The organism is Bradyrhizobium guangxiense (assembly GCF_004114915.1).
Classification (GTDB): Bacteria; Pseudomonadota; Alphaproteobacteria; order Rhizobiales; family Xanthobacteraceae; genus Bradyrhizobium; species Bradyrhizobium guangxiense.
Genome location: NZ_CP022219.1, coordinates 6,281,991 through 6,308,639, shown reverse-complemented (window position 1 = coordinate 6,308,639; position 26,649 = coordinate 6,281,991). Strand labels below are relative to the sequence as shown.

General features: G+C 65.3%; 25 protein-coding genes. 12 read left to right on the top strand and 13 right to left on the bottom strand.

What is annotated here, in order from left to right; genetic code table 11:
• Positions 1-13: 13 nt before the first annotated feature.
• Both X268_RS30290 and X268_RS30285 read right to left on the bottom strand, forming a co-directional pair.
• Positions 14-1,111 carry a quinone-dependent dihydroorotate dehydrogenase gene (locus X268_RS30290; protein WP_128928332.1) on the bottom strand — a complete coding sequence of 366 codons (1,098 nt, stop codon included), beginning with the start codon at positions 1,109-1,111 and terminating at the stop codon, positions 14-16.
• Positions 1,108-1,452, bottom strand: a complete 345-nt coding sequence (locus tag X268_RS30285; RefSeq protein ID WP_128928331.1) for a DUF952 domain-containing protein — start codon at positions 1,450-1,452, stop codon at positions 1,108-1,110. The genes X268_RS30290 and X268_RS30285 overlap by 4 nt, the downstream gene beginning before the upstream one ends.
• A 295-nt stretch (positions 1,453-1,747) precedes the next feature.
• Here X268_RS30285 and X268_RS30280 point away from each other — a divergent pair, with 295 nt between their 5' ends.
• Together X268_RS30280 and X268_RS30275 are read left to right on the top strand one after the other, a co-directional pair.
• Positions 1,748-2,401: a S24 family peptidase gene (locus X268_RS30280; protein WP_128928330.1), complete on the top strand. Its 654-nt coding sequence runs from the start codon at positions 1,748-1,750 to the stop codon at positions 2,399-2,401.
• A 129-nt stretch (positions 2,402-2,530) separates the two neighbouring features.
• Positions 2,531-3,283: a carbonic anhydrase gene (locus X268_RS30275; RefSeq protein ID WP_128928329.1), complete on the top strand. Its 753-nt coding sequence runs from the start codon at positions 2,531-2,533 to the stop codon at positions 3,281-3,283.
• Between the two features lie 22 nt (positions 3,284-3,305).
• On the opposite strand, the gene X268_RS30270 is transcribed toward X268_RS30275, so the two are convergent.
• From X268_RS30270 to X268_RS30250, 5 genes are all read right to left on the bottom strand, one after another.
• Positions 3,306-4,949 carry a lysine--tRNA ligase gene (locus X268_RS30270; RefSeq protein ID WP_128928328.1) on the bottom strand — a complete coding sequence of 548 codons (1,644 nt, stop codon included), beginning with the start codon at positions 4,947-4,949 and terminating at the stop codon, positions 3,306-3,308.
• A 173-nt stretch (positions 4,950-5,122) separates the two neighbouring features.
• Positions 5,123-6,058 carry an ABC transporter substrate-binding protein gene (locus X268_RS30265; RefSeq protein ID WP_128929437.1) on the bottom strand — a complete coding sequence of 312 codons (936 nt, stop codon included), beginning with the start codon at positions 6,056-6,058 and terminating at the stop codon, positions 5,123-5,125.
• Between the two features lie 143 nt (positions 6,059-6,201).
• On the bottom strand, positions 6,202-6,792 hold the full coding sequence (locus tag X268_RS30260) for an SCO family protein (protein ID WP_128928327.1): 591 nt from the start codon (positions 6,790-6,792) through the stop codon (positions 6,202-6,204).
• Positions 6,793-6,816: 24 nt separating this feature from the next.
• Positions 6,817-7,011, bottom strand: coding sequence for a hypothetical protein (locus X268_RS30255; protein ID WP_128928326.1), 195 nt, complete (start codon positions 7,009-7,011; stop codon positions 6,817-6,819).
• 108 nt (positions 7,012-7,119) lie between these two features.
• The gene (locus tag X268_RS30250) at positions 7,120-7,641 is read right to left on the bottom strand and encodes a hypothetical protein (RefSeq protein ID WP_128928325.1); all 522 of its coding nucleotides are present in this window, start codon (positions 7,639-7,641) and stop codon (positions 7,120-7,122) included.
• Between the two features lie 278 nt (positions 7,642-7,919).
• Here X268_RS30250 and X268_RS30245 point away from each other — a divergent pair, with 278 nt between their 5' ends.
• The 7 genes from X268_RS30245 to X268_RS30215 all read left to right on the top strand — a co-directional run bounded on the left by X268_RS30245 (position 7,920) and on the right by X268_RS30215 (position 15,484).
• The gene (locus tag X268_RS30245) at positions 7,920-9,578 is read left to right on the top strand and encodes an FAD-binding dehydrogenase (RefSeq protein ID WP_128928324.1); all 1,659 of its coding nucleotides are present in this window, start codon (positions 7,920-7,922) and stop codon (positions 9,576-9,578) included.
• Positions 9,579-9,581: 3 nt separating this feature from the next.
• Positions 9,582-10,499: a CE1 family esterase gene (locus X268_RS30240; protein ID WP_128928323.1), complete on the top strand. Its 918-nt coding sequence runs from the start codon at positions 9,582-9,584 to the stop codon at positions 10,497-10,499.
• Between the two features lie 133 nt (positions 10,500-10,632).
• On the top strand, positions 10,633-10,983 hold the full coding sequence (locus X268_RS30235; RefSeq protein WP_027575148.1) for a RidA family protein: 351 nt from the start codon (positions 10,633-10,635) through the stop codon (positions 10,981-10,983).
• Positions 10,984-11,176: 193 nt separating this feature from the next.
• Positions 11,177-11,542 (top strand): nuclear transport factor 2 family protein, encoded by a 366-nt coding sequence (locus X268_RS30230; protein WP_128928322.1) that lies wholly within the window; start codon positions 11,177-11,179, stop codon positions 11,540-11,542.
• Positions 11,543-11,620: 78 nt separating this feature from the next.
• The gene (locus X268_RS30225) at positions 11,621-14,209 is read left to right on the top strand and encodes a ligase-associated DNA damage response DEXH box helicase (protein ID WP_128928321.1); all 2,589 of its coding nucleotides are present in this window, start codon (positions 11,621-11,623) and stop codon (positions 14,207-14,209) included.
• 53 nt (positions 14,210-14,262) lie between these two features.
• Complete coding sequence (gene pdeM, locus X268_RS30220) at positions 14,263-14,934, top strand: ligase-associated DNA damage response endonuclease PdeM (protein WP_164938000.1); 672 nt, start codon at positions 14,263-14,265, stop codon at positions 14,932-14,934.
• 118 nt (positions 14,935-15,052) lie between these two features.
• Positions 15,053-15,484: a hypothetical protein gene (locus X268_RS30215; protein WP_128928319.1), complete on the top strand. Its 432-nt coding sequence runs from the start codon at positions 15,053-15,055 to the stop codon at positions 15,482-15,484.
• A gap of 68 nt (positions 15,485-15,552) precedes the next feature.
• On the opposite strand, the gene X268_RS30210 is transcribed toward X268_RS30215, so the two are convergent.
• Both X268_RS30210 and pyrE read right to left on the bottom strand, forming a co-directional pair.
• Positions 15,553-16,323: a DUF2865 domain-containing protein gene (locus tag X268_RS30210; RefSeq protein ID WP_164938202.1), complete on the bottom strand. Its 771-nt coding sequence runs from the start codon at positions 16,321-16,323 to the stop codon at positions 15,553-15,555.
• A 177-nt stretch (positions 16,324-16,500) separates the two neighbouring features.
• Positions 16,501-17,064 (bottom strand): orotate phosphoribosyltransferase, encoded by a 564-nt coding sequence (pyrE, locus tag X268_RS30205; RefSeq protein WP_027575142.1) that lies wholly within the window; start codon positions 17,062-17,064, stop codon positions 16,501-16,503.
• A gap of 178 nt (positions 17,065-17,242) precedes the next feature.
• On the opposite strand from pyrE, the gene X268_RS30200 reads away from it, so the two are divergent.
• On the top strand, positions 17,243-17,869 hold the full coding sequence (locus tag X268_RS30200; RefSeq protein WP_128928318.1) for a glutathione S-transferase family protein: 627 nt from the start codon (positions 17,243-17,245) through the stop codon (positions 17,867-17,869).
• A 186-nt stretch (positions 17,870-18,055) separates the two neighbouring features.
• Here the strand turns inward: X268_RS30200 and X268_RS30195 are convergent, their stop codons facing one another.
• The 3 genes from X268_RS30195 to X268_RS30185 form a co-directional block, all read right to left on the bottom strand.
• On the bottom strand, positions 18,056-18,691 hold the full coding sequence (locus X268_RS30195) for a LysE family translocator (RefSeq protein WP_128928317.1): 636 nt from the start codon (positions 18,689-18,691) through the stop codon (positions 18,056-18,058).
• Positions 18,692-18,948: 257 nt separating this feature from the next.
• The gene (polA, locus tag X268_RS30190; RefSeq protein WP_128928316.1) at positions 18,949-21,987 is read right to left on the bottom strand and encodes a DNA polymerase I; all 3,039 of its coding nucleotides are present in this window, start codon (positions 21,985-21,987) and stop codon (positions 18,949-18,951) included.
• A 74-nt stretch (positions 21,988-22,061) separates the two neighbouring features.
• Positions 22,062-22,928, bottom strand: a complete 867-nt coding sequence (locus X268_RS30185) for a LysR family transcriptional regulator (protein WP_128928315.1) — start codon at positions 22,926-22,928, stop codon at positions 22,062-22,064.
• 96 nt (positions 22,929-23,024) lie between these two features.
• Between X268_RS30185 and X268_RS30180 the strand changes: the two genes are divergently transcribed.
• A complete protein-coding gene (locus X268_RS30180) occupies positions 23,025-23,996 on the top strand; it encodes a quinone oxidoreductase family protein (protein WP_128928314.1) in 972 nt (323 codons plus the stop codon).
• A gap of 5 nt (positions 23,997-24,001) precedes the next feature.
• On the opposite strand, the gene X268_RS30175 is transcribed toward X268_RS30180, so the two are convergent.
• A complete protein-coding gene (locus X268_RS30175) occupies positions 24,002-25,069 on the bottom strand; it encodes an acyltransferase family protein (protein WP_128928313.1) in 1,068 nt (355 codons plus the stop codon).
• Between the two features lie 201 nt (positions 25,070-25,270).
• Here X268_RS30175 and X268_RS30170 point away from each other — a divergent pair, with 201 nt between their 5' ends.
• Complete coding sequence (locus tag X268_RS30170) at positions 25,271-26,587, top strand: UDP-glucose dehydrogenase family protein (RefSeq protein ID WP_128928312.1); 1,317 nt, start codon at positions 25,271-25,273, stop codon at positions 26,585-26,587.
• The last annotated feature ends 62 nt before the right edge of the window (positions 26,588-26,649 follow it).

Below are 26,649 nucleotides of genomic sequence, written 5' to 3'. Positions count from 1 at the left end.
TACGAGGGCTTCGCTACACCCCCGGCCAGTCTTCCGCCGTCAGGGTCGCGGCATCTGCGCCGACGATCTCGGACAGTGAATCCCGCCCGGTGCGGAGCAGCGTCGAGGTGAGGTCGCGCTTGATCTCGTCGACGAGGCCGAGGCCCTTGTAGACCAGCGACGAATAGAGCTGGATCAGGCTCGCGCCTGCGCGGATCTTGGTCAGCGCGGCACCGCCGGAATCCACCCCGCCGACGCCGATCAGCGGGAACGCGCCCTCGACGCGCACATAGGTCTCCGCGACCATCCGCGTCGACAGGCGAAACAGCGGCCGGCCGGACAGGCCGCCTTGCTCTTTGGCTCGCATCTGCTCCCGCAGCGTGCTCGGCCGCGCGATCGTCGTGTTCGACACGATCATGCCGTCGACCCGGCGCGAGCGGGCGACCTGCACGACGTCGTCGAGCTGGGCGAGACTGAGATCAGGCGCGATCTTGAGCAGCACCGGCGTGTCGCCGGCCTTCTGCCGCACCCGTTCGCGCGCGTCGATCACCCGCGCGAGGAGATCGTCGAGCAGCGCGCCTTCCTGCAAATTGCGCAGACCCGGCGTGTTCGGCGAGGAGACGTTGACGGTAAAGTAGCTCGCGACCGGCGCAAAGGTCTCGATCAGCTTGACGTAATCGGCGACGCGATCGGCTGAATCCTTGTTGGCGCCGACATTGACGCCGACGATGCCGCCGTGCTGCGCGCGCGCGGCAAGCCGGCGCAGTGCGGCGTCCGCGCCGTCATTGTTGAAGCCCATGCGGTTGATGACGGCCTCGTCGCGCTCGAGCCGGAACAGCCGCGGCCGCGGATTGCCTTCCTGCGGTCTCGGCGTCACCGTGCCGATCTCGACGAAGCCGAAGCGGAGCCGCAACAGCGCGTCCGGCACCTCCGCGCTCTTGTCGAAGCCAGCGGCCATGCCGATCGGATTAGGAAAGTTCAGCCCGAAGGCGCGCATGGCGAGTTTGGGATCGTCGGCGCGCGGCTTGACCGGCGGCAGGAAGCGCAGGCCCTGGATCGCGAGGCGATGCGCGTCTTCGGGATCGAGCCAGCGCAGCACCGGCAGCGAGAAGGCGTCGAAAGCGCGGATCACGGCAGCAGCTCCGGAACATCGTGGCCGCCGTCGGAGCGGATGTTGAGGTTGATCACCGCGATGACAGCGCCGAGATCGAGCTCGCCATAGAGATGTGGAAACAGCTCGTCGTTGCGCGAGCGCTCCCAGCGCAGCTCGCTGCCGAACGCCTCGCCGTCAATCTCGATCAGGAACAATGCGCGCTGGCCGAAATAGTGCTTGCGCAGGGTCTCGGGAACCTGGGCGGCGGTCGAGAAATGGATGAAACCGTCGCGCGCGTCGTCCGCGCTGCCCCGGTAGACACCCTGTCGTTCCGCTTCGCGCCAGGCCGAAGCCGGACAGATTTTGTAGATCTTGACCACCGCTTGCGCAGCCCTGTTTGCTCTTTGAGTCTTTTGGGTTTTTTCGTCTGTTGCGGGTCCTCAAAAACCCGGGCGCGACCGTAAAGGCCGCCCCTGCCGAACTCAAGGCCTAGAGCCGTTTCCGTTCCGATGAAATCGAAACGGAGCGCCAGATTGCTGTTTTCACGCGTTTTCCTGGCGCGAACCGGTACCCGCCTCGCTTGAAAATGCGGCCTCCCGCAGCCTCTTGCGTGAAAACCGGAAAACCGGTTGATTTGAGGACAGTTTTCCTGAGTTGCGACGGGCTGGACCTTCCATGGTCAGACAGGCCAAAGCGCAGAGGATGCTCACCCACGACCAGATCTGGGTCGCGCTGGATCGGCTGGCGGCGCGCGCCGGTCTGTCGCCGTCCGGCCTTGCCAAGCGGGCCGGGCTCGATCCCACCACCTTCAACAGGTCCAAGCGCGTCACCTCGGACGGTCGCGAGCGCTGGCCTTCGACCGAATCGATCGCAAAGGCGCTGGCGGCGACCGACTCCTCGATCGACAGCTTTGCAAGGCTGATCGATGATGACGCAGGCGACGGCCGCTCGGTCCCGCTGCTCGGCTTGGCACTTGCCGGTGCGAGCGGGGCTTTCGACGAGTCTGGCTTTCCCTCCGGCAAGGGCTGGACCGAAACCGCGCTTCCCGCCACGGAGGACAGCCACACTTTTGCGCTGGAGATTTCCGGCGATGCGTTTGCCCCTGTCTATCGCGACGGCGATATCGTCCTGGTGTCGCCCGGGGCGCCGATCCGCAAAGGCGATCGCGTGGTGGTGAGAAGCAAGGCGGGCGAGGTGACGCTCGCCACGCTGAGGCGCCGCACCGCGAAGGCCGTGGAGCTGCAGTTGCTCGATGCATCACAGGCCGGGGGCACCATGGCGGTCGACGAGGTGGCGTGGATGGCGCGCATCGTGTGGAGGAGCCAGTGACCTTAACGGCGTCGTACCCCGCCGCATTCCTGCGGGCCGCGTTTCATCCCGATCGCCATTGCGACTCACGGCCGCTCTCGCATAGGTTGCGGCCGATATTGCCGAATCAATTCATCCTGGGGGGATATGATGAATCGCCGTCACGCATTGAAGGCCCTGGCAGGTCTCGCGCTTTGTCCGCTGTGCAAGCCGGCTTTCGCTGCGGAAGGCGCGCATTGGAGCTATGAAGGCGCCGGCGGTCCGGCCAAATGGGGCGATCTCGACGCGGCCAACAAGGCCTGCGCGGTCGGCCTGCAGCAATCGCCGATCGACATCGAGGCGACGATCAAGTCGCAATTGCCGGTTCTGAAGCTGAACTGGGGCAAGAGCGCCGACACCATCGTCAACAACGGGCACACCATCCAGCTCAACTTCGCCGAAGGCAGCACGTTGATGCTCGGCGACGTCAAGTACAAGCTGCTTCAGGAGCACTTCCACCGCCCGAGCGAGCACATGATCGGCGGCAAGAATTTTCCGATGGAGGCGCATTTCGTCCATCGCAACGAGGCCGGCGGGCTCGCCGTGGTCGGGGTGCTGATGGCCGAGGGCAGGCCGAATCCGGCCTTCGGCCAGGTCGTCAAGACCATGCCCACGGCCGAAGGGCCCGCCGTGAAGGTGGATGCGGGCATCGATCCGCACGGCATGCTGCCCCCGCGGCTCAGCTACTTCCGCTATCCTGGCTCGTTGACGACGCCGCCCTGCTCGGAAGTAGTGGAATGGCTGCTGCTGACCACCCCGATCCAGGTCTCGGCCGCAGATGTCGCCGCCTTCGCAAAGCTCTACCCGATGAATGCGCGCCCGGTGCAGAAGGACAACAGGCGCTATGTGCTGCGCTCGATCTGAGCGGGAGCCGAGGGCTACAGCATTACGCTGACCGCGCCAGCGCGCCGTCGATCATGTTGACCGCGTTCTGCACGCCATAGACTGCGACGAAGGAGCCGAAGCGAGGGCCCTTCTCCTGGCCGAGCAGGACCTGGTAGAGCATGTTGAACCAGTCCAGCGTGACGCCGGGGCGGCCGTCCTTGCCCTTCTTGACCTGGTCGAGGAAGGGCTCGCGGCGGCCGATCTCGTAGACGACGTTCTGGATGTCCTCGGCCGAGGCGTCCGGCGCCAGCTGCGACAGCGCGTCGCGCAGATCCTGGAGTGCGGCGCGCTCGGTGTCGGTGGGCACGCGGAACTGCTTCGTCGGCGCCACGAAGTCGCGGTAATAGTTGATGGCATAGCCCACCATCGCATCGAGCTTGGGGTGCGTCTGCGGGCTCACGCCGGGACGGTAGCGGCCGATGAAGCCCCACAGCGTCTCGGCATTCTCCGCGTTCGACGACGACACCAGGGTCAGCAGCAGCTGGAAGGTGACGGGCATGTCGACCCTCGGCGGCTTGCCGTTGTGGATGTGCCAGACCGGATTGCCGAGCTGCTGCTTGCCGTCCTGCCTGGCAAACCCGTCGATGAACTGCTGGTAGTCGTCGACATTGCGCGGGATGACGTCGAAATACAGCCGCTTGGCGGCCTTCGGCTCGCGATACATGAACAGCGACAGCGATTCCGGCGAGGCGTAGCGCAGCCATTCGTCGATGGTCAGGCCGTTGCCCTTGGACTTCGAGATCTTCTGGCCCTTCTCGTCGAGGAAGAGCTCGTAATTGAAGCCTTCGGGCGGCGTGCCGCCGAGCGCTTTCGCAATTGCGCCCGAGAGCTTCACCGAGTCGATCAGGTCCTTGCCGGCCATCTCGTAGTCGACGCCGAGCGCGACCCAACGCATCGCCCAGTCGGCCTTCCACTGGCACTTGACGTTGCCTCCGGTCACCGGCGTCTCGACTTCCTGGTTCGTATCGGGGTCGACGTAGGTCACCGTGCCGGCCGCGACGTCGCGCCGGATCATCGGCACCTGCAGCACGATACCGGTGGTCTTGCTGATCGGCAGGAACGGCGAATAGGTGGCGCGGCGGGCGGGCCCCAGCGTCGGCAGGATGATCGCCATCACCTTGTCGTAGGCGGCGAGCATCTTGAGCAGCGTCGCGTCGAAACGGCCCGACGTGTAGTACTCGGTCGAGCTCGCGAATTCGTAGTCGAAGCCGAAATGATCGAGGAAGGCGCGCAGCCGCGCATTGTTGTGGTGCCCGAACGAGGGGTGCTCGTTGGAGAACGGATCCGGCACCCGGGTCAGCGGCTTGCCGAGATGCTCCGCGAGCATCTCCTTGTTCGGGACGTTGTCAGGCACCTTCCGAAAACCGTCCATGTCGTCGGAGAAGGCGAGCAGGCGGGTCTTGATCTTGTCTTCAGTGAGCACGCGGAAGGCATGGCGCACCATCGAGGTGCGCGCGACCTCGCCGAACGTGCCGATATGCGGCAGGCCCGACGGCCCATAGCCGGTCTCGAACAGCACCTCGTCCTTCGGGCTCTTCTTCAGCCGCGCGACAATGGCCTTCGCCTGCTCGAACGGCCAGGCGCTGGATTGTTCGGCGAGCGCGCGAAGGGCGCTCGGGCTCATATTGGGATCGATAACGGACATCAGGCAGGGCCTCCGGGCCGCGGAAAATAGCGATTTCCGGGCAGAATGCAAAAATGGTCTTGATCGTCATTCCGAGGCGATGCGCCAGCATCGAACCCGGAATCTCGAGATTCTCAGGTGCGCAACTGCCGACCATAGTTCGCGCTTCGCGCGCCAGGAATGACGATCGATGATTAGAACGGGCTCACCGAGAAATAGCGCAGCCACAGATCGGTGTAGCGGCCTTTCTCCCAGACCCGGAACAGCGCCCAGTTCAGGGCTTGGCGCAGCACGTCGTTGCCCTTGCGCACTGCGATGCCGATGCCCTCGCCGAAGAAACGGCTCTCGACGAAGGGGCCGCCGGAGAAGGCGCAGCAATCGCTGGAATCGGTGCCGTTGATCCAGAACGCGAGCGAGATGGCGTCGCCGAAGATGAAGTCGACCTCGCCCTTGCGAAGGGCGGCGCGCATCGCGTCGTCACTGGGATAGGGATGCAGCTCGGCGTCGGTGAACATGGCCCTGAGATAGGCCTCGTGCGCGGAGCCGGCGATGACGCCGACCTTCTTGCCTTCGAGGTATTCGGGGCGGATTTCCGGCATCACCGCGTCCTTGCGCGAGGCGAAGCGCGCCGGCACGCGGTAATAGGGGTCGGTGAAGTCGACCCGGGCGCGCAGCTGCGGGCTCACCGCCATCGAGGCGATGATGGCATCGCCCCGGTTGGAGGAGAGCGCGTCGACCAGCGTCTCGAAGCGACGCATCTGCACCGTGCAGGTGACCTTGATCTCCTCGCACAGGCTGCGGGCGAGATCGACGTTGAAGCCGGCCGGGTTGCCGTCGGCGCCGGTGTAGTTGAACGGCGGATAGTCGGTCTCGGTCAGGAAGCGGATCACGGTCAGGCGCGACAGGTCCGGCCGTTCCGGCCGCCGCCGCGGGTCCCAGAAGCCGGGCACGGCCTGCGGGGCGGCCTGGGGGGCGACCTGCGGCGTGGCCTGGGGTGATGCCGGGGGCCGTTTGGCGGGAGCTTGGGCCCGGGCGCCGGGCAGGCCCATGAGCAGGCAGGCGCCGACGGCCAGCCCTGTCAGCAAGCCGCGGGCAGATTTGGACGATTTCGCCTGTTGCGATGGAGCCATCGGCCGGAAATGAACGAATTTCATTGGGATCGGAGGGCGTTATAGACCATCCCGCCGGGAACGCGAGCGCCGATTGTGGGCTCAGTAAAGGTCTCGCAGACGTCATGGCCGGCCATGACGATGTGTCCGCCCGGGCGAGGCCCTCAGAGATACTTCTTCAAATCCGCCGCCGCCTCTTCCGGCGTGCGCTTCAGGTTGAACGGCGAGACGAACCTCCCCTCGCGGTCCATTAGGTAGATCAGGGCGGTGTGGTCCATGGTGTAGTCGCCGTCCTTGGTCGGGACCTTCTTGGCATAGACCCGGTAGGAGGTGATGACCTTGGCGGTCTCGGCGGGATCGCCGGACAGGCCCTCGAGGTGCGGATCGAAGCTCGACAGATAGTCCTTCATGGTCGCCGGCGTATCGCGCTCGGGATCGACCGAGATAAAGATGGCATTGACCTTGTCGGCATCCTTGCCCATCGCGCGCAGTACTTCCGAGATCTCGAACAGCGAGGTCGGGCAGACGTCGGGGCAATGCGTGTAGCCGAAGAAGATCAGGGTCGGCTTGCCCTTGAGGCTCTTGTCGGTGACGACCTTGCCGTTCTGGTCGGTGAGCTGGAACGGACCGCCGATCGCGGCCGGCTGCGCCACCTTGCTAACCCCGCCCATGGCCCAGAACATGATCAGGAGCCCGACAACGAGGCTTGCGGCGAAGGCGGTCGCGATCACCAGCGGACGGGTGGCGGAACTCATGAGCGGAAAACTTCCTGTCGCGGATCAGAAGCAGGCGGCGAAACCGGCCCTGATCATTTCGAAGAACATCTGCGTGCCATAGTGGAGCCACAGCGCCAGCGCGCCGAGCACGAGCCCCCCGCCGATCGCCGCTCCCGCCCACAGCAGCACGGACGGCGTCCGGCCGGCAGTGGACGAATTGTCCTGTAATGGATGCGTCGGATGCAGTGGTTGAGCCATGACAACGATCAAGGGCGATGGCCCCGGTTCCCAAGGCCACAGATAAGCTTTGGCCCGCCGGCGGGCAAGCCGCAGGCGGGCCAGAACGATCCAGTCAGGCCGAGGATGTCAGTGCAGGAGCTGGCCCCGGGCGGATTCGATCTGGTCCGTTTGCGGGAGGGACCGGCGCGACGGCCTGATGGTCGAGGCCTGCGCGTCCAGATAGCAGGGCTTGTACATGGCCTGGAGCTGCTTGCCCTTCAGGAAGAGCATGTGCGGGGTGAGGCCGCCACGCTGGTTGATCCAGCGCTTCACCTGCGAGGGGTACATCGCATAGAGCATCTGGGTCGCCTCGGTATTGGTGACGGCGCGGCCATTGCTGCCGAAATCCCAGGCGGCGTGGAAGCCGAGCGTCGCACTCGAGGTCACGCAGATGCGGTCATGCGGGATGGCGCCGAGAACGATGGTGCAGGCAGAGGCGCAGAGGCCGTCGATGATGACGGTCTCGCCCGATTGACGCAGGTCCTGGTACTTGTCGACATAGGTTCCAATCCGGCCACCGCGGTCATCCGCGATCCGAACCACCGCGTGAGAAGCCCCCATGCCAGCGATCAACAGAAGCGCCGCAAGCAACCCCGTCAGAAACTTCATTGTCCCCGCCCCAGTCGAATTCGAATCTGCGTGTCAGGTGGTGATGCACGGCTAGCGTCGGTCGTAACCAAGGTTTTGTCTAGGCAGGCTGGCTCGCTCAAAACAAATTCAAATCCAGTGTTGCGTCCGCGCTGCACTTGGCCGGTCTCTATCCCGGAGTGGAACAAGTTAATGATGTCTTACGCGCCACGCCCTTGATCTCAGTTGCAACCGCTGGCTTCAATCCGGGCAAATACAGGGGGAACCCATGGAAAGGGGAATCATGGAGGGGGAAACACATGGCTGAGGACACGGACGTCATTGTCGTCGGCGCTGGACTGTCGGGCCTCGTGGCCGCAACCGAGATTGCCGATGCGGGCAGGCGCGTGATCGTGGTCGACCAGGAAGGCGAGCAGTCGATCGGCGGACAGGCGTTCTGGTCGTTCGGCGGACTGTTCCTGGTCGATTCGCCGGAGCAGCGCCGGCTCGGCATCAAGGATTCCTTCGACCTCGCCATGCAGGACTGGCTCGGCGCCGCCGGCTTCGACCGCGATGAGGACTTTTGGCCGCGCCAATGGGCGGAGGCTTATGTGGCCTTCGCGGCCGGCGAGAAGCGCGCCTGGCTGCGGGCGATGGGTCATCGCATTTTTCCCGTGGTCGGCTGGGCCGAGCGCGGCGGTTATGACGCGATGGGCCACGGCAATTCCGTGCCGCGCTTTCACGTCACCTGGGGCACCGGCCCCGGCATCGTCGAGCCGTTCGAGCGCCGCGCCCGCGAAGCCGTCAAAAGCGGCCGGCTGAGCTTCAGGTTCCGCCACCGCGTCGACGCGCTCTCGATCACCAACGGCACGGTGGATGGCGTCAGCGGCGCGATCCTCGCCCCTGACAATGTCGAGCGCGGCAAGAGCTCCTCCCGCAATGTGGTCGGCGAGTTTGCGCTGAAGGCGCAGGCCGTGATCGTCGCCTCCGGCGGCATCGGCGGCAATCATGATCTGGTGCGGGCTAACTGGCCGAAGCGGCTCGGGGATTCCCCGAAATTCATGATCTCCGGCGTGCCCGAACATGTCGACGGCCGGATGATCGGCATCACCGAGAAATCCGGCGCGCGGCTGATCAATCGCGACCGCATGTGGCATTATGTCGAAGGCATCCAGAACTGGAATCCGATCTGGCCGCGCCATGGCATCCGCATCCTGCCCGGCCCCTCCTCGATGTGGTTCGACGCCACGGGCACAAGACTGCCGGCGCCGCTCTTTCCCGGCTCCGACACGCTCGGCCAGCTCAAATACATCATGTCGACGGGATATGATTATTCCTGGTTCATCCTGACCCAGAGCATCATCAAGAAGGAGTTTGCGCTCTCGGGCTCGGAGCAGAACCCCGACCTCACCGGCAAGAGCTGGCGCATGACCTTGCGCCGCGCCACCAACAAGGGCGCGCCGGCGCCGGTGGAGGCATTCAAAAGCCATGGTGTCGACTTCATCGTACGCGACAAGCTCGAGGATCTAGTCGCGGAGATGAACAAGCTTGCCGGCAGCGACCTCCTCAAGCTCGCGCATATCAGGACACAGATCGAGGCGCGCGACCGCGAGATCGCCAATCCCTATGTCAAGGACGCGCAGGTGATGAACATCCACAATGCGCGCCGTTATATCGGCGATAAGCTGATCCGCACCGCCTCCCCACACAGGATCCTGGACCCCGCGCAGGGGCCGCTGATCGCGGTCAAGCTCAACATCCTCACCCGCAAGACGCTGGGCGGCTTCGAGACCGATCTCGACTCGCGCGTGTTCGGCGGCGAGGGCAGCGTCATTCCCGGCCTCTATGCGGTCGGCGAAGCCGCCGGCTTCGGCGGCGGCGGCGTGCATGGCTATCGCTCGCTCGAAGGCACCTTCCTCGGCGGCTGCCTGTTCTCGGGCCGCAATGCGGGCCGTGCCGCTGCCAAAGCGGTAGGCTAGCTCATGCGGCGGTGGATGCGCATCGCGGCGATGGTCGCGGCATTGGCCGCGGCTTCCGCTGCATCCGCCGACACGATCGACGTCAACGGCGTGAAGCGCTCCTACACCGCGCAGCTGCCGGCCAAGAGGCCTGCACCGCTGGTGATCGTGCTGCATGGCAAGACCCAGCGCGGCGCCGACATGATCACGCGGACGGCGTGGCCGCAGGTCGCGAAGCGCGAAGGGCTGGCCGTGGTGTTTCCCGACGGACTCAACCATGCCTGGGCCGATGCGCGGACAAAAGCGGGACCCGCACTGCGCGGGCCTCCGCCTGGCACCGATGACGTCGCCTTCATCGCAAGGCTCGTCCAGAAGCTGGTGGCCGACGGGACCGCCGATGCAAAGCGCGTCTTCGTCGCAGGCATCTCCAATGGCGGCGCCATGGCGATGACCATGGCCTGCGCCCGCGCCGAGCTGTTTGCGGCCGGTGCGAGCGTGATCATGAATCTCACCGACGAAGCTGCTGTCACCTGCCATCCGTCACGGCCGTTGCCGATGTTGATCATGAACGGCACGGCCGATCCGCTGGTCCCCTACGCCGGTGGGCGCGGATCGAGCTATTTTGCCGCGGACGGATTCTGGTCGACCGAGGAGACGCTGGAGTTCTGGCGCAAGCTCAACGGCTGCGACACCGATGATGCGGCAAGGTCCGATCTGCCCGACAGGAACGCTGCGGACCAGTCCACGGTGACGCGGGTCTCCGCGCGCTGTCCGGCCGGCCACGACGTCGTGCTCTATCGCGTCAACAATGGCGGCCATCGCATGCCCGGATTTTCTCCGGATGCCCGCTTCCCCAAGATCGCAGCCAGCCTGCTGGGACCGCAGAACGGCGATATCGACGGCGCCGAGACGATCTGGGCTTTTTTCAGTCAGTTTCCCTAAAGGGCACCTGTTCGGTGCTGAGGCCTGCGCGCAGTTAACGCATGCGTGCGCGGGCAACGCATGCGCGCCGGGGGTGGCAGAGCGCGAGGTGCTAGGCTAGACAGGGCCGCCATTCCAGTGAGGAGATCCGTAAATGAGCATTCAGCGTTTTGAAACCGGCCCGCGCATGAGCCAGGTCGTCGTTCACGGCAACACCGTCTATCTCGCCGGTGTCGTCGCCAACAAGGCGGCCGGCGAAAGCGTGACGAAGCAGACCCAGGACATCCTGGCGACCATCGACGGCCATCTCGCCAAGGCCGGCACCGACAAGTCGAAGCTGCTTTCGGCCACGATCTACATCACCGACATGAAGACGTTCGGCGAAATGAATGCGGTCTGGGACGCCTGGGTGTCGCCCGGCAACACCCCCGCACGCGCCACTGTCGAAGCCAAGCTGGCGGCGCCGCAATACACCGTCGAGATCATGGTGACCGCCGCGAAGTGATTTCGCGAAACTTGACGCTCGTTGAGGCGCGATGAAGCATCATCGCGCCTCATTTTTTGCGCATGACCTGATCGAAAAGCCGCTTCGCCCTTGTCCGGATCATGCGCATGACCTCGGAGGTAATCGATCAGCGCGCGCGAAGCTTCGATAGTCGGATCAGCCGGACAACACGGCGCCATCGAAGGAGAGCATCATGACCGATCCCAACACCATCGCCCGCCGCTACATCGAGCTTTGGAACGAGCGCGCCGCCGGCCGGCGCCGCGAGCTGCTCAGCGAGAACTGGACGAATGATGCGAGCTATGTCGATCCCTTGATGAAGGGCGATGGCCGCGACAGTATCGAGGCGCTGATCGCAGGCGTGCAGCAGCGCTTTCCCGATTTTAGATTCCACCTGATCGGCGAGCCCAACGGCTACGGCGACCACATCCGCTTTTCCTGGGGCCTCGGTCCCGACGGCGCCGACAGCCCGATCAAGGGCACGGATTTCGCCGAGCTGAAAGACGGCCGGATCAGGAGCGTGACCGGTTTTCTCGATCAGGTGCCGGCCGGCGCGTAGGACCTCGGGCCCTCCTCGTGCAGGCGGGGAGGGCGGCACCCCTCGACGAAGCCATCCCTACGGCTTACCTGTCATGTCGTGCCACCTCGTACCCTCCAAGCATCGGCCAAGCCGGCCACGCTGCTGCCAAGCCGCTTCCAGCAATGGTTCGCGGCCCGCGGCTGGTCACTGCGCGCGCATCAATTGGCGCTGCTGGAGAAGGCGAGCGAGGACCGCTCGGCGCTGCTGATCGCACCGACCGGCGCCGGCAAGACGCTGGCGGGATTCCTGCCGACGCTGGTGGAGCTTTCAGCGCAGGCGGCCGAACGGAAACCGGAGGCGAAGCAAAGCCTCGTGTCCACCGGCCGCAGCCTGCAACGAACCGGCGGCCTGCACACGCTCTACATCTCGCCGCTCAAGGCGCTCGCCGTCGACATCGCGCGCAATCTGGAGCGGCCGATCGCGGAGATGGGTCTTCCCATCAAGGTCGAGACCCGCACCGGCGACACGCCGGTGTCGCGGCGCCAGCGGCAGCGGCGATATCCGCCGGAGGTGTTGCTGACGACGCCCGAGCAGCTTGCGCTGCTGCTGTCCTCCGACGATGCGCCGTTCCTGTTCTCCTCCCTCAAGCGCATCGTGCTCGACGAATTGCATGCGCTGGTGACCTCCAAGCGCGGCGACCTGCTCTCGCTCGGCCTCGCGCGGCTGTGGCGGCTGGCGCCGCAGATGCGCGCCATCGGCCTGTCGGCGACCGTGGCCGAGCCGGACCAGCTCGCGCGCTTCCTGGTGCCGCAGCCCGATGGCCGGGAGGCGGCCGCCGATGTCGTCGTCGCCGGCGGTGCGGCGCCGCCAGAGGTCGAGATGCTCGACACGCGCGAGCGCCTGCCCTGGGCCGGCCACAGCGCGCGCCACGCGCTTCCTGAGATCTACGAGCTGATCAAGGCGAACAAGACCACGCTGATCTTCGTCAACACCCGCAGCCAGGCCGAGATGCTGTTCCAGAATCTCTGGAGCATGAACGACGACGGCCTGGCCATCGCGCTGCATCACGGCTCGCTCGACGTCGCCCAGCGCCGCAAGGTCGAGGACGCGATGTCGGCGGGCCGACTGCGCGGCGTGGTCTGCACCTCTTCGCTCGACCTCGGCGTCGATTGGGGCGACGTCGATCTCGTCGTCAATATCGGCGCGCCAAAAGGCTCCTCGCGCCTGATGCAGCGGATCGGCCGCGCCAATCATCGCCTCGACGAAGCTTCGCGCGCAGTGCTGGTGCCGGCCAACCGTTTCGAGGTGTTGGAGTGCCGCGTCGCGATCGACGCCATCGCTGAGAATGCGCAGGACACGCCGCCCTTGCGCACGGGCGCCCTCGACGTGCTGGCGCAGCATGTGCTCGGCTGTGCTTGCGGCGAGCCGTTCCTCAGCGACGATCTGTATGCCGAGGTTCGCACAGCCGCGCCCTACGCCGGCCTGTCGCGGCAGGATTTCGACGACGTCGTCGACTTCGTCGCTTCCGGCGGCTACGCGCTGAAGACCTATGAGCGCTTCGCCCGCATCAAGCAGGACAAGGAGGGGCGCTGGCGCGTCGCCAATCCCAAGGTGCGGCAGAGCTATCGCATGAATGTCGGCACCATCGTCGAGGACGACATGCTCAAGGTGCGCCTTGTGCGCGCGCGCGGCGGCGGGCAAGGAAAAGCAGGCGGATCGACAGGCGTGATCGCGCGTGGCGGCCGGTTGCTCGGCGAGATCGAGGAAGCCTTCATCGAGGGCCTCTCGCCCGGCGATACTTTCGTGTTCTCAGGCGAGGTGGTGCGCTATGAAACCCTGGTCGAGGACCAGGTCTATGTCTCGCGCGCGCATGACAAGGACCCCAAGGTGCCGTCCTATATGGGCGGCAAGTTTCCGCTTTCGACCTATCTTGCCGAGCGCGTGCGCCGGTTGCTCGATGACGGGCGCGCCTGGGGCGGCCTGCCGGAGCAGGTGCGTGACTGGCTGTCGCTGCAGAGGGACGTCTCCCGCGTACCGGCGGTGCGCGAGCTCCTGGTCGAGAGCTTCCCGCGCGCCAACAAGCATTATCTGGTCTGCTATCCGTTCGAGGGCCGCCTCGCGCACCAGACGCTCGGCATGCTGCTGACGCGTCGCCTCGAGCGCGCCCGCGCGCGGCCGCTCGGCTTCGTCGCCAACGAATATGCGGTGGCGATCTGGGGCCTCGGCGATCTCTCCTTCATGATCCGCAGCGGTCGGATCGACCTCAACGCGCTGTTCGACCCCGACATGCTCGGCGATGATCTCGAAGCCTGGCTCGCCGAGTCCGCGCTGATGAAGCGCACGTTCCGCAACTGCGCCATCATCTCCGGCCTGATCGCGCGCCGGCACACCGGCGAGGAGAAGAGCCGCCGCCAGGTGTTGTTCTCGACCGATCTGGTCTACGATGTGCTGCGCAAGCACCAGGCCGATCACGTCCTCTTGCGCGCCGCCCGTGCCGATGCCGCCACCGGCCTGCTCGATTTGCGCCGCCTCAGCGACATGCTGATGCGCATCCATGGCCGCATCACCCACCGGGAACTCGACCACGTCTCCCCGCTTGCCGTGCCCGTGATGCTGGAAATCGGCCGCGAGTCAGTCTATGGCGAAGCTGCAGACGAGCTCTTGGCCGAAGCCGCGGACGAGCTCGTCAAAGAGGCGATGGGATAGAGCAGGTTTCGGACGTGACGATGGGCGCGCAGGTTTCGGGGGATGTCGACGACATGCGCGTGTCCACAGTCACCATCAGCGATGTGACCTTCGCCGCCGATCTCTCCGGCGCGCTGTTCTGGGACGAGCAGCGCCTGCTCGTCGTCTCCGACCTGCATCTGGAAAAAGGCTCCAGCTTCGCCGCCCGCGGGGTGCTGCTGCCGCCTTACGATACGCTTGCGACCCTGAGCCGTCTTGCTGCTGTCATCTCCCGCCATGATCCGCGTACCGTGATCGCCCTCGGCGACAGCTTTCACGATCGCACGGCGCATGAGCGGTTGTCGCCGGATGATCGCGAGGCCGTCGCGGCGCTGCAGGCCGGACGCGACTGGATCTGGATCTCCGGCAATCACGATCCGATGCTGCCGCGCGATCTCGGCGGCACCGTCGCAGACGAAGTCGCGATCGGCTCGATCACCTTCCCTCACGAGCCGACCGGTGCGCGCGGCGAGATCGCCGGCCATCTCCATCCCAAGGCGCGCGTGTCGGCGCGTGGCCGCGTCATGGAGCGCCGCTGCTTCGCCAGCGACGGGATGCGGGCGGTGATGCCGGCCTTCGGCGCCTACGCCGGCGGCCTCAGCATCCGCGACGCAGCATTCGCAAAGATCTTTCCGGTCAATGGCTTTGTCGCCCATCTGCTCGGCGACCGCCGCGTCCATGCCATTGCCGCCTCGCGCTGCACATGAGATTTCGGCGCTTCGCCAGAACAAATTAAGAACACTTTAGCAAGTCTTTGATATATCATTGTGATTCGGCGCAATGCCGACACAATATCTAGCGTTTGTCAGACTTTGCGAGGACTAGATGTCCACCATCGCCTTCGATCAATTTGCCCTCACCCGGATCGCCGATTTCGCGCGCTCGTTGTCGCGGCTGCATCAGGCGGCGCGGCGCCAGAGGGTCGACGACGACCAGTTCGACCGCGAGTTCAACGCGGTGTGCCAGTCGATCTGGGGCTACACCATCGACGACGTCAGCGACGATCTGTTCTCGGCCGAGGACCATCTGTTCCTGGACACGCTGGACGAAGCCCATGCGCGCATCTTCGCGGCCGAGCAGGGCTACGACCTCGTCGGCGAGACGGGCATGCTGACGGACTGGTGGGGCTTCTGCTGGATGATCCTGGCCGAGAAGCGCGGCCTGCTGACGCCGGACAACCGCGCCGCCGCGCGTGCGGCGATCGAGGAGAAATATCTGTCCGCGCCGAACGTGATCGGGGTGATCATCGGGAGATAGTCGTCTTGTGCGCCGGCTCTGCGTCGCGTCACTTCGTGCCGCGCTGCGTCCGGGGACACGAGACTACGTTACTCCAACCCCGCCCGCTTCGCGGCTGTCTTCGGCACTGGCACGTCCGGCAGCGCCTCGCGCACGATCTCGGTTGACGCCGGCGCATCGGCCGACACGGTCTCGGCGCGCACCGGCGCCACCTTCATCTCGCCGAGCCGGGCGCGGACCTGGGCGGTGAGGCCGGGATAGGAGGCAACCGGGGTGAAGTCCGCAGCCTGGTCATTGCCGACGCGGATGCCGGTATAGGCGACCAAGCCGTCAGTGGTGGCAATCACGTCGCCGGCCTTCAGCGAGGAATCCAGCGCGAGATCGACCGGGGCAAGGCCGACCGGCTCGCGGCCGTTGCAGGTGCAATCGGCGCGCAGCGCCTTGCGGTAGGCGAACGCGTTCTCGCTGTCAGCATAGCGCTCGCCGGTCTGCGAGGCTGCGCCGTCGATCGAGGAGCCAAAATAGACCTTGGTCGTGCTGGCAGGACAGAACGCCTGACACATCTGCGCCGGCGAGGCGAGGCCGCGCATCAACGGGAAATATTTGCCGTCGCAGCTGCGCACGCAGAAAGCCGGACCTGAACCGCCCGCGGCGGCCGACCGCGTCGGCGGCACATATTGCGGAGTTGCGGCATTCTGTTGCCCGGTGAAGGGATCGGCGTAGGAGCTCGCCTGCTGCGGCACCTCGCGCTGCGGCCGCTGCTGCTGCATGCCGCCGAAGAAGAAATCGAACAGGCCTTCGGCGGAAACCGGGGCGGGAGCTGCCAGCAGCGGCGCTGCAAGCGCGGCGGCCACGAGCATCGCGCGACGCCGCCGGCGCGTATGGGACAGGACTGTACGCAACGCTCACTCCACCCGACGCTACTGAACCGGCCGGGACCCAGGGGTCTCAGCACATGATTTACCATAGAGCCGGATGGTAAATGAGCGGTTGAGGGCGCCTCTTCACCTCTCCCCGCGGGGAGAGCGAGGGAAAGATCAGGCCTTCAAGAACTCCGAGGCCTTGTACAGCGAGCGGAACGGCAGGCCGGCCGCGCCGAAGGTGTCGGTAGCGCCTTCCTCGCGGTCGACCATGGTCAGCACCAGCACCACATTGGCGCCGGTCTCGCGCACGGATTCCACCGCCTTCATCGCCGAGCCGCCTGTGGTGGTGACGTCCTCGACGATCACGACGCGCTTGCCGGCCAGCGTCTCGCCCTTGGGCAGACCCTCGATCGCAAGCTTGGCGCCGTGCTCCTTCGGCTTCTTGCGCACGAAGAACGCCGCGATCGGATGCCCCTTGATCCAGGAGATCTGCGCCAGTGCGCCGGCAAGCGGCACCGCGCCCATCTCGAGGCCGCCGATGAAATCGAGCTGATCGTCCTTCAGCGCCTCGTAGGTGAGCTCGGCCAGCAGCGTCGCGCCCTCGGGGTCGAGCATGGTCGGCTTGAGGTTGAAGTAGAAATCGCTCTTGCGGCCCGACGCGAGCGTCACCTCGCCGCGGCCGAATGAGCGCCGGCGGATGATTTCGAACAGGCGGGCGCGGGAGGCAGATTTCGACACGGCGGTCCCTCGAACAGCGTTTCTTGAAGGTGGCGGAATTTATCCGCGACGGCGGCGACATTCCAGAGGGGGCGTGTCCCGTCAACAAGGATCGGCCATCCCGGTCCGCCGGTTGTGGGGATGCGACCTTCTGGAGTAGGTGGATGCCCAGATTTTCTCGGGGAAGGAAGTGCCTGAAATGACCATCGAGCTGCACACCTGGAACACGCCGAATGGCCGCAAGATCTCGGTCGCGCTGGAGGAGATGGGGCTGCCCTACAAGGTGATCCCGGTGAACATCACTAAAGGCGAGCAGATGGCGCCGGAGTTCCTCAAGCTCTCTCCCAACAACAAGATTCCCGCGATCGTCGACCCCGAGGGGCCCGACGGCAAGCCCGTCAGCATCTTTGAATCCGGTGCGATCCTGCTCTATCTCGGCGAAAAGACCGGCAAATTCCTGCCGACATCGCTTGTCCAGCGCATCCCGGTCTACGAATGGCTGATGTGGCAGATGGGGGGCTTCGGGCCGATGCCGGGCCAGGTGCATCATTTCATCGCACTGGAGAACGAGCAGGACCGAGCCTATGGCCTGAAGCGCTTCATGGCCGAGACGCGCCGGCTCTATGGCGTGCTGGATCGCCGCCTGGAGGGGCGCGACTTCGTAGCCGGCGAGCTCTCAATTGCCGATTTTGCCATCCTGGGCTGGGCCTGGCGCCATCCTCGCCACAAGGTTGATCTGGCCGACTTCCCCAACGTCAAGCGCTGGTACGACGCCCTGATGGCCCGACCGGGAGTGAAGCGCGGGATGGATGCGAAGCTGGATTGAGCTTCGCTCACCTCCCCCGGAGGGCCCTCCAGGGGAGGGTCGATCGCGCAACGCGCGAGCGGGGTGGGGCGATCTCTCCACTCGAGCACTGTTGGATGGGGAGGGACCGTCACCCCACCCCGCTACGCATTCCGCTTCGCTACATGCGCAGCGACCCTCCCCCTCCAGGGGAGGTAAGAAAGAACGTCACACCTTTTTCGCTTCCACCGCCATCCGCACGGCGAGCCCGGCCAGCACCGTGCCCATCAGCCAGCGCTGCACCAGCATCCAGCTCGGCCGGGTTGCCAGGAACAGCGCGATCGATCCGGCGGCGAGCGCGATCATGGCGTTGACGCTGACGCTGATCACGACCTGGATGGTGCCGAGCGCCACCGACTGGGTCAGCACGCTGCCGGCTGTGGGGTCGATGAACTGCGGCAGCAATGCGAGGTACAGCATCGCGATCTTCGGGTTGAGCAGATTGGTGACGAAGCCCATCGCGAACAATTTGCGCGGGCTGTCGATGGCGAGCTTCCTCACCTGGAACGGCGAGCGCCCGCCCGGTTTCACCGCCTGCCAGGCGAGCCAGAGCAGATAACCCGCGCCGGCAAAGCGCAGCGCGTCATAGGCAAAGGGAATCGCGAGCAGCAGCGCCGTGATGCCGAACGCCGCACACAGCATGTAGAACACGAAGCCGAGCGCGACGCCGCCGAGCGAGACCATGCCCGCCGCGGGCCCTTGCGTGATCGAGCGCGAGATCAGGTAGATCATGTTCGGTCCCGGCGTGAGCACGAGACCGAGGCAGACGAGGGCGAAGCCGAGCAGGGCGGAGGTGTGGGGCATGGGTGAACCGGGGCGGGAGATGCCACGGTTCTAATATGGGCGATGCTGCCCGGCCATCGCGCAATTGCTCGGAGGACAATTGAGTTTTTCGCCGCGTCCTCGCTGCGCTCCCTCGCCCCGTTCTTACGGGGAGAGGGTTGGGGTGAGGGGCTCTCTCCACACGTGAGATTGGCGTGAGACCTGTACTCCCTCACCCGGATCACATCTGTGATGTGATCCGACCTCTCCCGCAAGCGGGGCGAGGTGAAGGGGTCCCGCTAATGCGCCTCGTCCCAGTTGCTCGCCGCGCGTGCGTCCACATGTAGCGGTACCGACAGCAGCACGGCCGGGAACGGCGCGTCCTGCATCACGTGCTGCACGACGGGAAGCGTCGCCTCCACCTCGGCGTCCGGCACCTCGAAGATCAATTCGTCATGCACCTGGAGCAGCATCTGCGCCGACAGCTTCTTTGCGGCCAGCGCATCCTCCACCCGCGTCATGGCGCGGCGGATGATGTCGGCGGCGGTGCCCTGCAGCCGCGCATTGATCGCGGCGCGTTCGTTGAACGCACGCACCGAGGCGTTGGAGGCCTTGATGTCAGGGTAGTGGCATTTGCGGCCGAACAGCGTGGTGACGTAGCCGTGGCTGCGGCAGAAGTCCCGCGTCTCGTCCATATAGGCGCGAATGCCGGGGAAGCGCTCGAAATATTTCTTGATGTAGGCGGAGGCCTCCTCACGGGCGATGCCGAGCTGGTTGGCGAGACCGAACGCCGAGATGCCGTAGATGATGCCGAAATTGATCGCTTTCGCGCGGCGGCGGATCTCGCTCGGCATGCCCTTGATCGGAACGCCGAACATTTCCGACGCGGTCATGGCGTGAATGTCGAGGCCGTCGCGGAACGCCTGCTTCAACACGGGAATGTCGGCGATCTCCGCCAGCAGCCTGAGCTCGATCTGCGAATAGTCCGCAGAGACCAGCTTGTGCCCGGGCGTGGCGACGAAGGCACGGCGGATCTTGCGGCCATCCTCGGTGCGCACCGGGATGTTCTGCAGGTTTGGCTCGTTCGACGACAGCCGGCCGGTCGTGGTCGCAGCCAGCGCGTAGGTCGTGTGCACGCGATGGGTCTGCGGATTGACGTAGGTCGGCAGCGCGTCGGTGTAGGTCGACTTCAGTTTCGAGACCTGGCGCCACTCCAGAATCTTCTTCGGGAACTCGTGGCCCTGTTCGGCGAGCTCGTCCAGCACCTGCGCGGTGGTCGACCATGCGCCGGTCTTCGTCTTGGTGCCGCCCGGCAATCCCATCTTGCCGAACAGGATGTCGCCGATCTGCTTGGGACTGCCGACATTGACCGGCTCGCCCGCGATCTCCTGGATCTCGGTCTCGACGCGCGCCGCAGTCTGGGCAAAGTCGCCGGACAGGCGCGACAGCACCTGGCGGTCGATCGAGATGCCGCGCCGCTCCATGCGCGCAAGCACGGAGACCAGCGGCCGCTCCAGGGTCTCGTAGACCGCGGTCATGTGCTCGGCGACGAGGCGCGGCTTCAGCACGCGCCAGAGCCGCAGGGCGACGTCGGCGGTTTCGGCCGACAGCGCGGAGGCCTTGTCGATCGGCACCTGGTCGAAGGTGATCTTGCCCTTGCCGCTGCCGAGCAGCTCGCCCTCCTTCAGCATGGCATGGCCGAACCAGCGCTCGGATAGCGAATCCAGCTCCTGCGAGCCGCGGCCGGCATCGAGCACGTAGGAGATCAGCTTCGCGTCGTCGGTGTTGCGCAAGGTGATGCCATGCTGCGCCAGCATCACGGCGGCGAATTTGACGTCGAAGCCGATCTTGAGAATGCCTGGGGATTCCAGCACCGGGCGCAGCGCCTCGATCGCATCGGCGTGCTTGACCTGGTCCGGCGCAAGCCCGGCGTCGAACAGGCCGGCGCCACCGCCGGACTGCTTGTGGGCCAGCGGCACGTAGCAGGCATCGTTCGGCGCCAGCGCCAGCGCGATGCCGCAGAACTCGGCCTGCATCGGATCGATGGAGTTGGCCCTGATCTCGATCGCGGCATGGCCGGCATCATGGATGCGGACGATGAAGGCGTTGAGCTCCTTCAGCGTCTTGATCGCCTGATACCTGGTTCGATCGACCGGAAGCTTGCGCATCGCTTCCTCGCGCGCCGCGGCGAGCGAAACCGGTGTGCCCTTGAGGCTCGCTGATTTGTCGCCCTTGTCGCCGCCCGTCGCCACAGCTCCAGGCGCGGCGAAGAGATCGCCGGAAGCCTCGGACGATGTTGCCTTCGCGGCGCCGGCGCCGGCGCGGGCGCTACTGCTGTTGCTTGCATCGGCGTCGACATTGGCAGGATCGATCTGCGAATAGTCAGCGACGCGGCGCGTTAGCGTGGTGAACTCCATCGCCTTGAGGAAGGCGATCAGCTTGCGCGCGTCGGGCTCGTGGACAGCGAGGTCGTCGAGCGGCACGTCCAGCTTCACCTTGTCGTCGAGCAGCACGAGCTTTCGCGAGATCCGGGCCTTCTCCGCATTCTCCAGCAGCGCCTCGCGCCGCTTCGGCTGCTTGATCTCGCCGGCGCGGAACAACAGCTGGTCGAGGTCGCCATATTCGGTGATCAGCTGCGCCGCGGTCTTGATGCCGATGCCGGGCACGCCGGGCACGTTGTCGGTGGAGTCGCCGGCCAAAGCCTGCACCTCGACGACCTTGTTCGGGGGCACGCCGAATTTTTCGATCACCTCGGCAATGCCGATGCGGCGGTCCTTCATGGTGTCGTACATGGTGACGCAATCGGTCACGAGCTGCATCAAATCCTTGTCGGACGACACGATGGTCGCGCTCGCGCCGCGCTCGCAGGCCTCGCGCACATAGGTGGCGATGAGATCGTCGGCCTCGAAGCCGCCCTGTTCCAGGCAGGGCAGGTCGAAGGCGCGCACCGCCTCGCGGATCAACGCGAATTGCGGGATCAGATCGTCAGGCGCCGGCGGCCGGTGCGCCTTGTATTCGGGATAGATCGCGTTGCGGAAGGTGACCTCCGACTTGTCGAACACGATGGCGAGGTGCGTCGGCCGGTTGTCCTCCGGCATGTCGCGCAGGAGTTTCCACAGCATGTTGCAGAAGCCGAGCACGGCGTTGACCTGCAGTCCGTCGGACTTGCGATTCAGCGGCGGCAGCGCGTGGTAGGCGCGGAAGATGTAGGAGGAACCGTCGACCAGGAACACGTGATCGCCCTTGCCGGCGGCCTTGGCTGCGACTGGTTTGGCTGCAGCTGGCGCAGCTTGTTTGGTATCGGCTTTGGCGGAATTCTTCGGGGAGGTTTTTGGCATGGCCGCAATGTATGAATTTTTACGGCAAAAGACAGCCTCGACAGACTGCAATTTTGCTGACTCGCACAGGCAATTCATGGCCTCGCAAAGGCCGTGGGATCGGCCAGGCAATGTTCGAGAAAGCTCGCCACCGCGCGCACCGCCGGTGTGCGGCGCAGGTCACGATGCAACACCAGCCAGACCTCGCGCCCGACCGGACGGCCACCGATGTCATGGCGCTGTAGCCGCGGGTCGGCCTCGCCCAGAAATTTTGGCAGGGCGGCTAGCCCAATTCCGGTCCTGGCGGCTGCCGCCTGGTTCTCCAGGTCGTTGGTGCGAAGCACGATCTCGCGCGTGCCGACGAAGCGCATCAGCCATCGCTGCTGGGGAGCCTCGTCCATGCTGGAATCATAGGCGACGAACGCGAAGGCATGCGGAGCTGTCGCCTGCAGATAGCCGGGCGAGCCGTAGAGAGCGAACTCGAAATAGCCGATCTTGCGGGCGATCAGCCCCGGCTCGGTCGGGCGCGACAGGCGAAGCGCCAGGTCGGCCTCGCGGCGATTGAGCGAGGCCGTGCGTTTCTCGCCGATCAGCTTGATCGTGATGCCGGGATGCTGTTGCCGCAGCAGAACCAGTTTTGGCGCGATCAGGAGGTTGGCCAGCGACGGCGGCGCGCTGATCGTGATCTCGCCGCTAACTTCCGATTTCGAAGCTTGCGCGGCGCGCTCCAGTGCAAACGCCGTCTCTGCCATCGGCGCACCGATCTTGGCGATGCGCTTGCCGTCCTCGGTGAGCTCATAGCTGCGTGGTCTGCGGTCCACGAGCTTGAGCGACATGGCTGCTTCCAGGGCGGCGACACGGCGGGCCACGGTGACGTGGTCAACGCCGAGGTTCCTTGCCGCGGCGGACAGGGTGCCCTCACGCGCGAGCGCCAGGAAATGCTGCAGGTCGGTCCAGTCCATCTGTGCGAATCCTCACAACGAGATCTCAGTTTTGAGCAGTTTCGCAGATTTTTGCGTCGTTCCATAGGTCTTCTGCCAGCGACAGGAGAATGCGACATGGCCGTGATCGTGAGGTTGAAGGCGCCCGGCGGCGTAGACCAACTCGAAGTCTTGAGCGTCGATCTGCCGCCGCCAGGCTGCGGCGAAATCCGGCTGCGGCAGACCGCGATCGGCGTCAATTCCATCGACATCTATCAGCGCACGGGTCTCTACGCGCTTCCGTCCGAGCGGATTCCGGGCGTCGAGGCGGTCGGGGTCGTTGCGGCGCTGGGGGCGGAGGTGACCTGTCTCGAGGTCGGCGACCGTGTCGCCTATGCGGGTGCGCCCGTCGGTGCTTACGCATCCGAGCGCAATCTGCCGGCCTGGCGCGGCGTGAAGCTTCCGGCGGGCTTGCCGGACGAGACGGTAGCGACGGCGTTCGTCAAAGGTATCACGGCCGACATGCTGCTCAGCCGCGTTTTCCCTGTCGTCCGTGGGACGACGATTCTCGTGCATAGCGCAGCCGGAGGGCTGGGGCAGTTGCTGACGCGCTGGGCCAGCGCGTTCGGGGCGGTCGTGATCGGGACCGTGGGTTCACCGGCGAAGGTCGAGGCGGCTCGCGCTGCCGGTGCGTCTCACGTGATCGTCGGGCGCGCCGCCGATTTCGCCGCAGCCGTTGCCGATTTCACTGCAGGGCGCGGCGTCGATGTCGCCTATGACGGTGTTGGCGGGGCGACGTTGCAGAAGACGCTCGCCTGCGTGCGGCCATTCGGCGTCGTCGCGAGCATTGGCCAGTCGGCCGGTCCGATCCCCCTGGTCGATGTCCACGATCTCGGGCCGCGACGCAGCTTGATGCTGGCGCGGCCGAGCGTCATGGCCCACATGAACGATGTCGATGCGTATCGCCGTTCCGCCGAGCGTGTGCTGGCTGCGATAGCTGATGGCGTGCTGCGGGTGGGCGGGAAAGCCTACAGTTTGCAGGATGCAGCGTTGGCTCAGGCCGATCTCGAGGCCGGTCTGACGACGGGAGCTTTGTATCTGCGTCCCTGAGCGGCCTATTCCGCGGGCTGTAGCGCGGCTGCAGCCTTCTTCGGTGCGATCCAGAACGCATCGGGCCGCTCGAACAGGAAGCGCGCATTGAGCCGCAGCGCGGCCTGCCAGATCACCAGCGCGCCGAGCACCCCGACCACGGTGACGATCAGCGACACCGCACCGATATCGGGGATGACGCCAGTGCGCAGCAGTAGCGTGCGCGTTGCGGCCATCGGCAGGAAGAAGGCGAGATATATCACGATCGAATGCTCGCCGCAGAAGCGCAGGAGGTTCATCCACTGCGCGCGTGCGAGCAGCGTGCCCACCGTGATGATCGCGCAGGCGCCGGCAAAGCCGAGCACGAGCGAGACGATCTTCCATTCGCTGACCTCCAGCACGACGAGGCCGGCATTGACCAGCGCCCAGGCCGCGAGCGCCGCGAGCGCAAGCGCCGGATGTCTGCGCGCGCGCTCCGACAGCGCGAACACGTAAGGCGCGAACAGATAGCCCGAATAGAAATAGACGAAGCGCGAGCAGAACTCGTCGATCGCGGTCCAGCCGGTGGAGATGCCGGCCGTCTCCAGCGCGGCGGCGGCGAGCCAGATCGCAAGCGGCGGGATCTTGCGTGTCAGTTTTGTGACGACGAAGAACACCGGCAGCAGATAGATGAACCACAGCGTGCCGAACGGCTCGACGAAGGATTCGAGATACAACAGACCAACATGCTGCCAGCTCGTCTCCGCCGCGAAGGAAGGCGCCTTGAAGCCGAACTGGATTGTCACCCAGAGGACATAGAAATAGGCGAAATGCACCACCTTGCGGTCGAGGTAGGTTCGCCAGTCACGGTCGATCACCAGCGGCAGGAACAGGCCCGAGATCAGGAAGAAATCCGGCATCCGGAACGGCTTCGCGAAGGCAACGAGCACATGCATGAAACCCGTCTCGCCGGCGGCGAACTCGACACCCAACACCGAATGCATCATCACGACCATGATGATGCAAATGCCTTTGGCGTAGTCGACCCAGTCGACACGGCCGGCGGAAGGGGCTCCGATTGCTCCGCTTCCTGCGATTGTGCCTGATGGTGCCATGATGTCCCTTTTCGAGGCGTGTTCCGCCCGTCCTGTCCGGGTGTGGGGCAGTGTGGAGCGGCTACGGTTTCCCACTTCTTTACCGATTCACTTCCCGTGCCGCTTTTTTCCATGCGGGCTGTTCCTTCCCCTCGGGAAAATGCTAAACCCCCCGATGTCGGGGTTTCGTTTCGTTAACCAATTCAAAAACAGGGACTTTTCATGCGTATCGCGATGATCGGCACGGGCTATGTGGGACTGGTGTCCGGGGCCTGCTTTGCCGATTTCGGTCACGACGTCACCTGCGTCGACAAGGACGAGAAGAAGATAGCGGCGCTCCACCGTGGCGAGATCCCGATCTACGAGCCCGGCCTCGACGAGCTGGTCGCGACCAACGTCAAGGCCAAGCGGCTCGACTTCACCACCGATCTGAAGAAGCCGGTGGCAGAAGCCGATGCCGTGTTCATCGCGGTCGGCACACCCTCGCGCCGCGGCGACGGTCATGCCGATCTCTCCTACGTCTACGCCGCCGCGCGCGAGATCGCGCAGTCGCTTCAAGGCCTCACGGTCGTGGTGACGAAGTCGACCGTGCCTGTGGGCACCGGCGACGAGGTCGAGCGCATCATCCGCGAGACCAATCCCAACGCCGACGTCGTGGTCGCATCCAATCCGGAGTTCCTGCGCGAGGGCGCGGCGATCCGTGACTTCAAGTTCCCCGACCGCATCGTGGTCGGCACCTCCGACGAGCGCGGCCGCAAGGTGATGGGCGACATCTATCGCCCGCTGTCGCTGAACCAGGCGCCGCTGATGTTCACGGCGCGCCGTACCGCCGAGATGATCAAATACGCTGCCAACGCGTTCCTGGCGACCAAGATCACCTTCATCAACGAGATCGCCGATCTCTCCGAAAAGGCCGGTGCCAACGTGCAGGAGGTTGCGCGCGGCATTGGCCTCGACAACCGCATCGGCACCAAGTTCCTGCATGCCGGTCCCGGCTTCGGCGGCTCGTGTTTCCCGAAGGATACCAAAGCGCTGATCAAGATCGCGCAGGACTACGATGTCTCCTTGCGCATCGTCGAATCCGTGCTGGCGGTCAACGAGAACCGCAAGCGCGCGATGGCGCGCAAGGTGAGCCAGGCGCTCGGCGGCAATCTGCGCGGCAAGACCGTCGCCGTGCTCGGCCTTACCTTCAAGCCCGACACCGACGACATGCGCGATGCGCCGTCGATCCCGCTGGTGACAGGCCTGATCGACATGGGCGCGAAGGTCAAGGCGTTCGATCCCGTCGGCATGGAGCAGGCCAAGAGCGAGCTGCCGAGCATCACCTATTGCGACGACGCCTATTCCTGCGCGCAGGACGCCGATGCGCTCGTCATCGTCACCGAATGGGTGCAGTTCCGCGCGCTCGACCTCGACCGGCTGAAGAGCGTCATGGCGCAGCCTATTATCGTCGACCTGCGCAACATCTACCGCCCCGAGGACATGGAAGCCGCCGGCTTCAACTATGAGAGCGTCGGCCGCCCGCCGGTTCAGGGCTGATGGTTGACTCGTTATTCGCAATGGCCCTTGTGACTTTGTCATTCCGGGGCGCGCAGAGCGCG

Excerpts from the sequence above, each read along its gene's own strand:
- X268_RS30280 (WP_128928330.1), top strand. The coding sequence starts at position 1,748 with ATGGTCAGACAGGCCAAAGCGCAGAGGATGCTCACCCACGACCAGATC.
- X268_RS30275 (WP_128928329.1), top strand. The coding sequence starts at position 2,531 with ATGAATCGCCGTCACGCATTGAAGGCCCTGGCAGGTCTCGCGCTTTGT.
- X268_RS30270 (WP_128928328.1), bottom strand. The coding sequence starts at position 4,949 with ATGTCCGTTATCGATCCCAATATGAGCCCGAGCGCCCTTCGCGCGCTC.
- X268_RS30265 (WP_128929437.1), bottom strand. The coding sequence starts at position 6,058 with ATGGCTCCATCGCAACAGGCGAAATCGTCCAAATCTGCCCGCGGCTTG.
- X268_RS30260 (WP_128928327.1), bottom strand. The coding sequence starts at position 6,792 with ATGAGTTCCGCCACCCGTCCGCTGGTGATCGCGACCGCCTTCGCCGCA.
- X268_RS30255 (WP_128928326.1), bottom strand. The coding sequence starts at position 7,011 with ATGGCTCAACCACTGCATCCGACGCATCCATTACAGGACAATTCGTCC.
- X268_RS30250 (WP_128928325.1), bottom strand. The coding sequence starts at position 7,641 with ATGAAGTTTCTGACGGGGTTGCTTGCGGCGCTTCTGTTGATCGCTGGC.
- X268_RS30245 (WP_128928324.1), top strand. The coding sequence starts at position 7,920 with ATGGCTGAGGACACGGACGTCATTGTCGTCGGCGCTGGACTGTCGGGC.
- X268_RS30240 (WP_128928323.1), top strand. The coding sequence starts at position 9,582 with ATGCGGCGGTGGATGCGCATCGCGGCGATGGTCGCGGCATTGGCCGCG.
- X268_RS30235 (WP_027575148.1), top strand. The coding sequence starts at position 10,633 with ATGAGCATTCAGCGTTTTGAAACCGGCCCGCGCATGAGCCAGGTCGTC.
- X268_RS30230 (WP_128928322.1), top strand. The coding sequence starts at position 11,177 with ATGACCGATCCCAACACCATCGCCCGCCGCTACATCGAGCTTTGGAAC.
- pdeM (WP_164938000.1), top strand. The coding sequence starts at position 14,263 with ATGCGCGTGTCCACAGTCACCATCAGCGATGTGACCTTCGCCGCCGAT.
- X268_RS30215 (WP_128928319.1), top strand. The coding sequence starts at position 15,053 with ATGTCCACCATCGCCTTCGATCAATTTGCCCTCACCCGGATCGCCGAT.
- X268_RS30210 (WP_164938202.1), bottom strand. The coding sequence starts at position 16,323 with ATGCTCGTGGCCGCCGCGCTTGCAGCGCCGCTGCTGGCAGCTCCCGCC.
- X268_RS30200 (WP_128928318.1), top strand. The coding sequence starts at position 17,243 with ATGACCATCGAGCTGCACACCTGGAACACGCCGAATGGCCGCAAGATC.
- X268_RS30195 (WP_128928317.1), bottom strand. The coding sequence starts at position 18,691 with ATGCCCCACACCTCCGCCCTGCTCGGCTTCGCCCTCGTCTGCCTCGGT.
- polA (WP_128928316.1), bottom strand. The coding sequence starts at position 21,987 with ATGCCAAAAACCTCCCCGAAGAATTCCGCCAAAGCCGATACCAAACAA.
- X268_RS30185 (WP_128928315.1), bottom strand. The coding sequence starts at position 22,928 with ATGGACTGGACCGACCTGCAGCATTTCCTGGCGCTCGCGCGTGAGGGC.
- X268_RS30180 (WP_128928314.1), top strand. The coding sequence starts at position 23,025 with ATGGCCGTGATCGTGAGGTTGAAGGCGCCCGGCGGCGTAGACCAACTC.
- X268_RS30175 (WP_128928313.1), bottom strand. The coding sequence starts at position 25,069 with ATGGCACCATCAGGCACAATCGCAGGAAGCGGAGCAATCGGAGCCCCT.
- X268_RS30170 (WP_128928312.1), top strand. The coding sequence starts at position 25,271 with ATGCGTATCGCGATGATCGGCACGGGCTATGTGGGACTGGTGTCCGGG.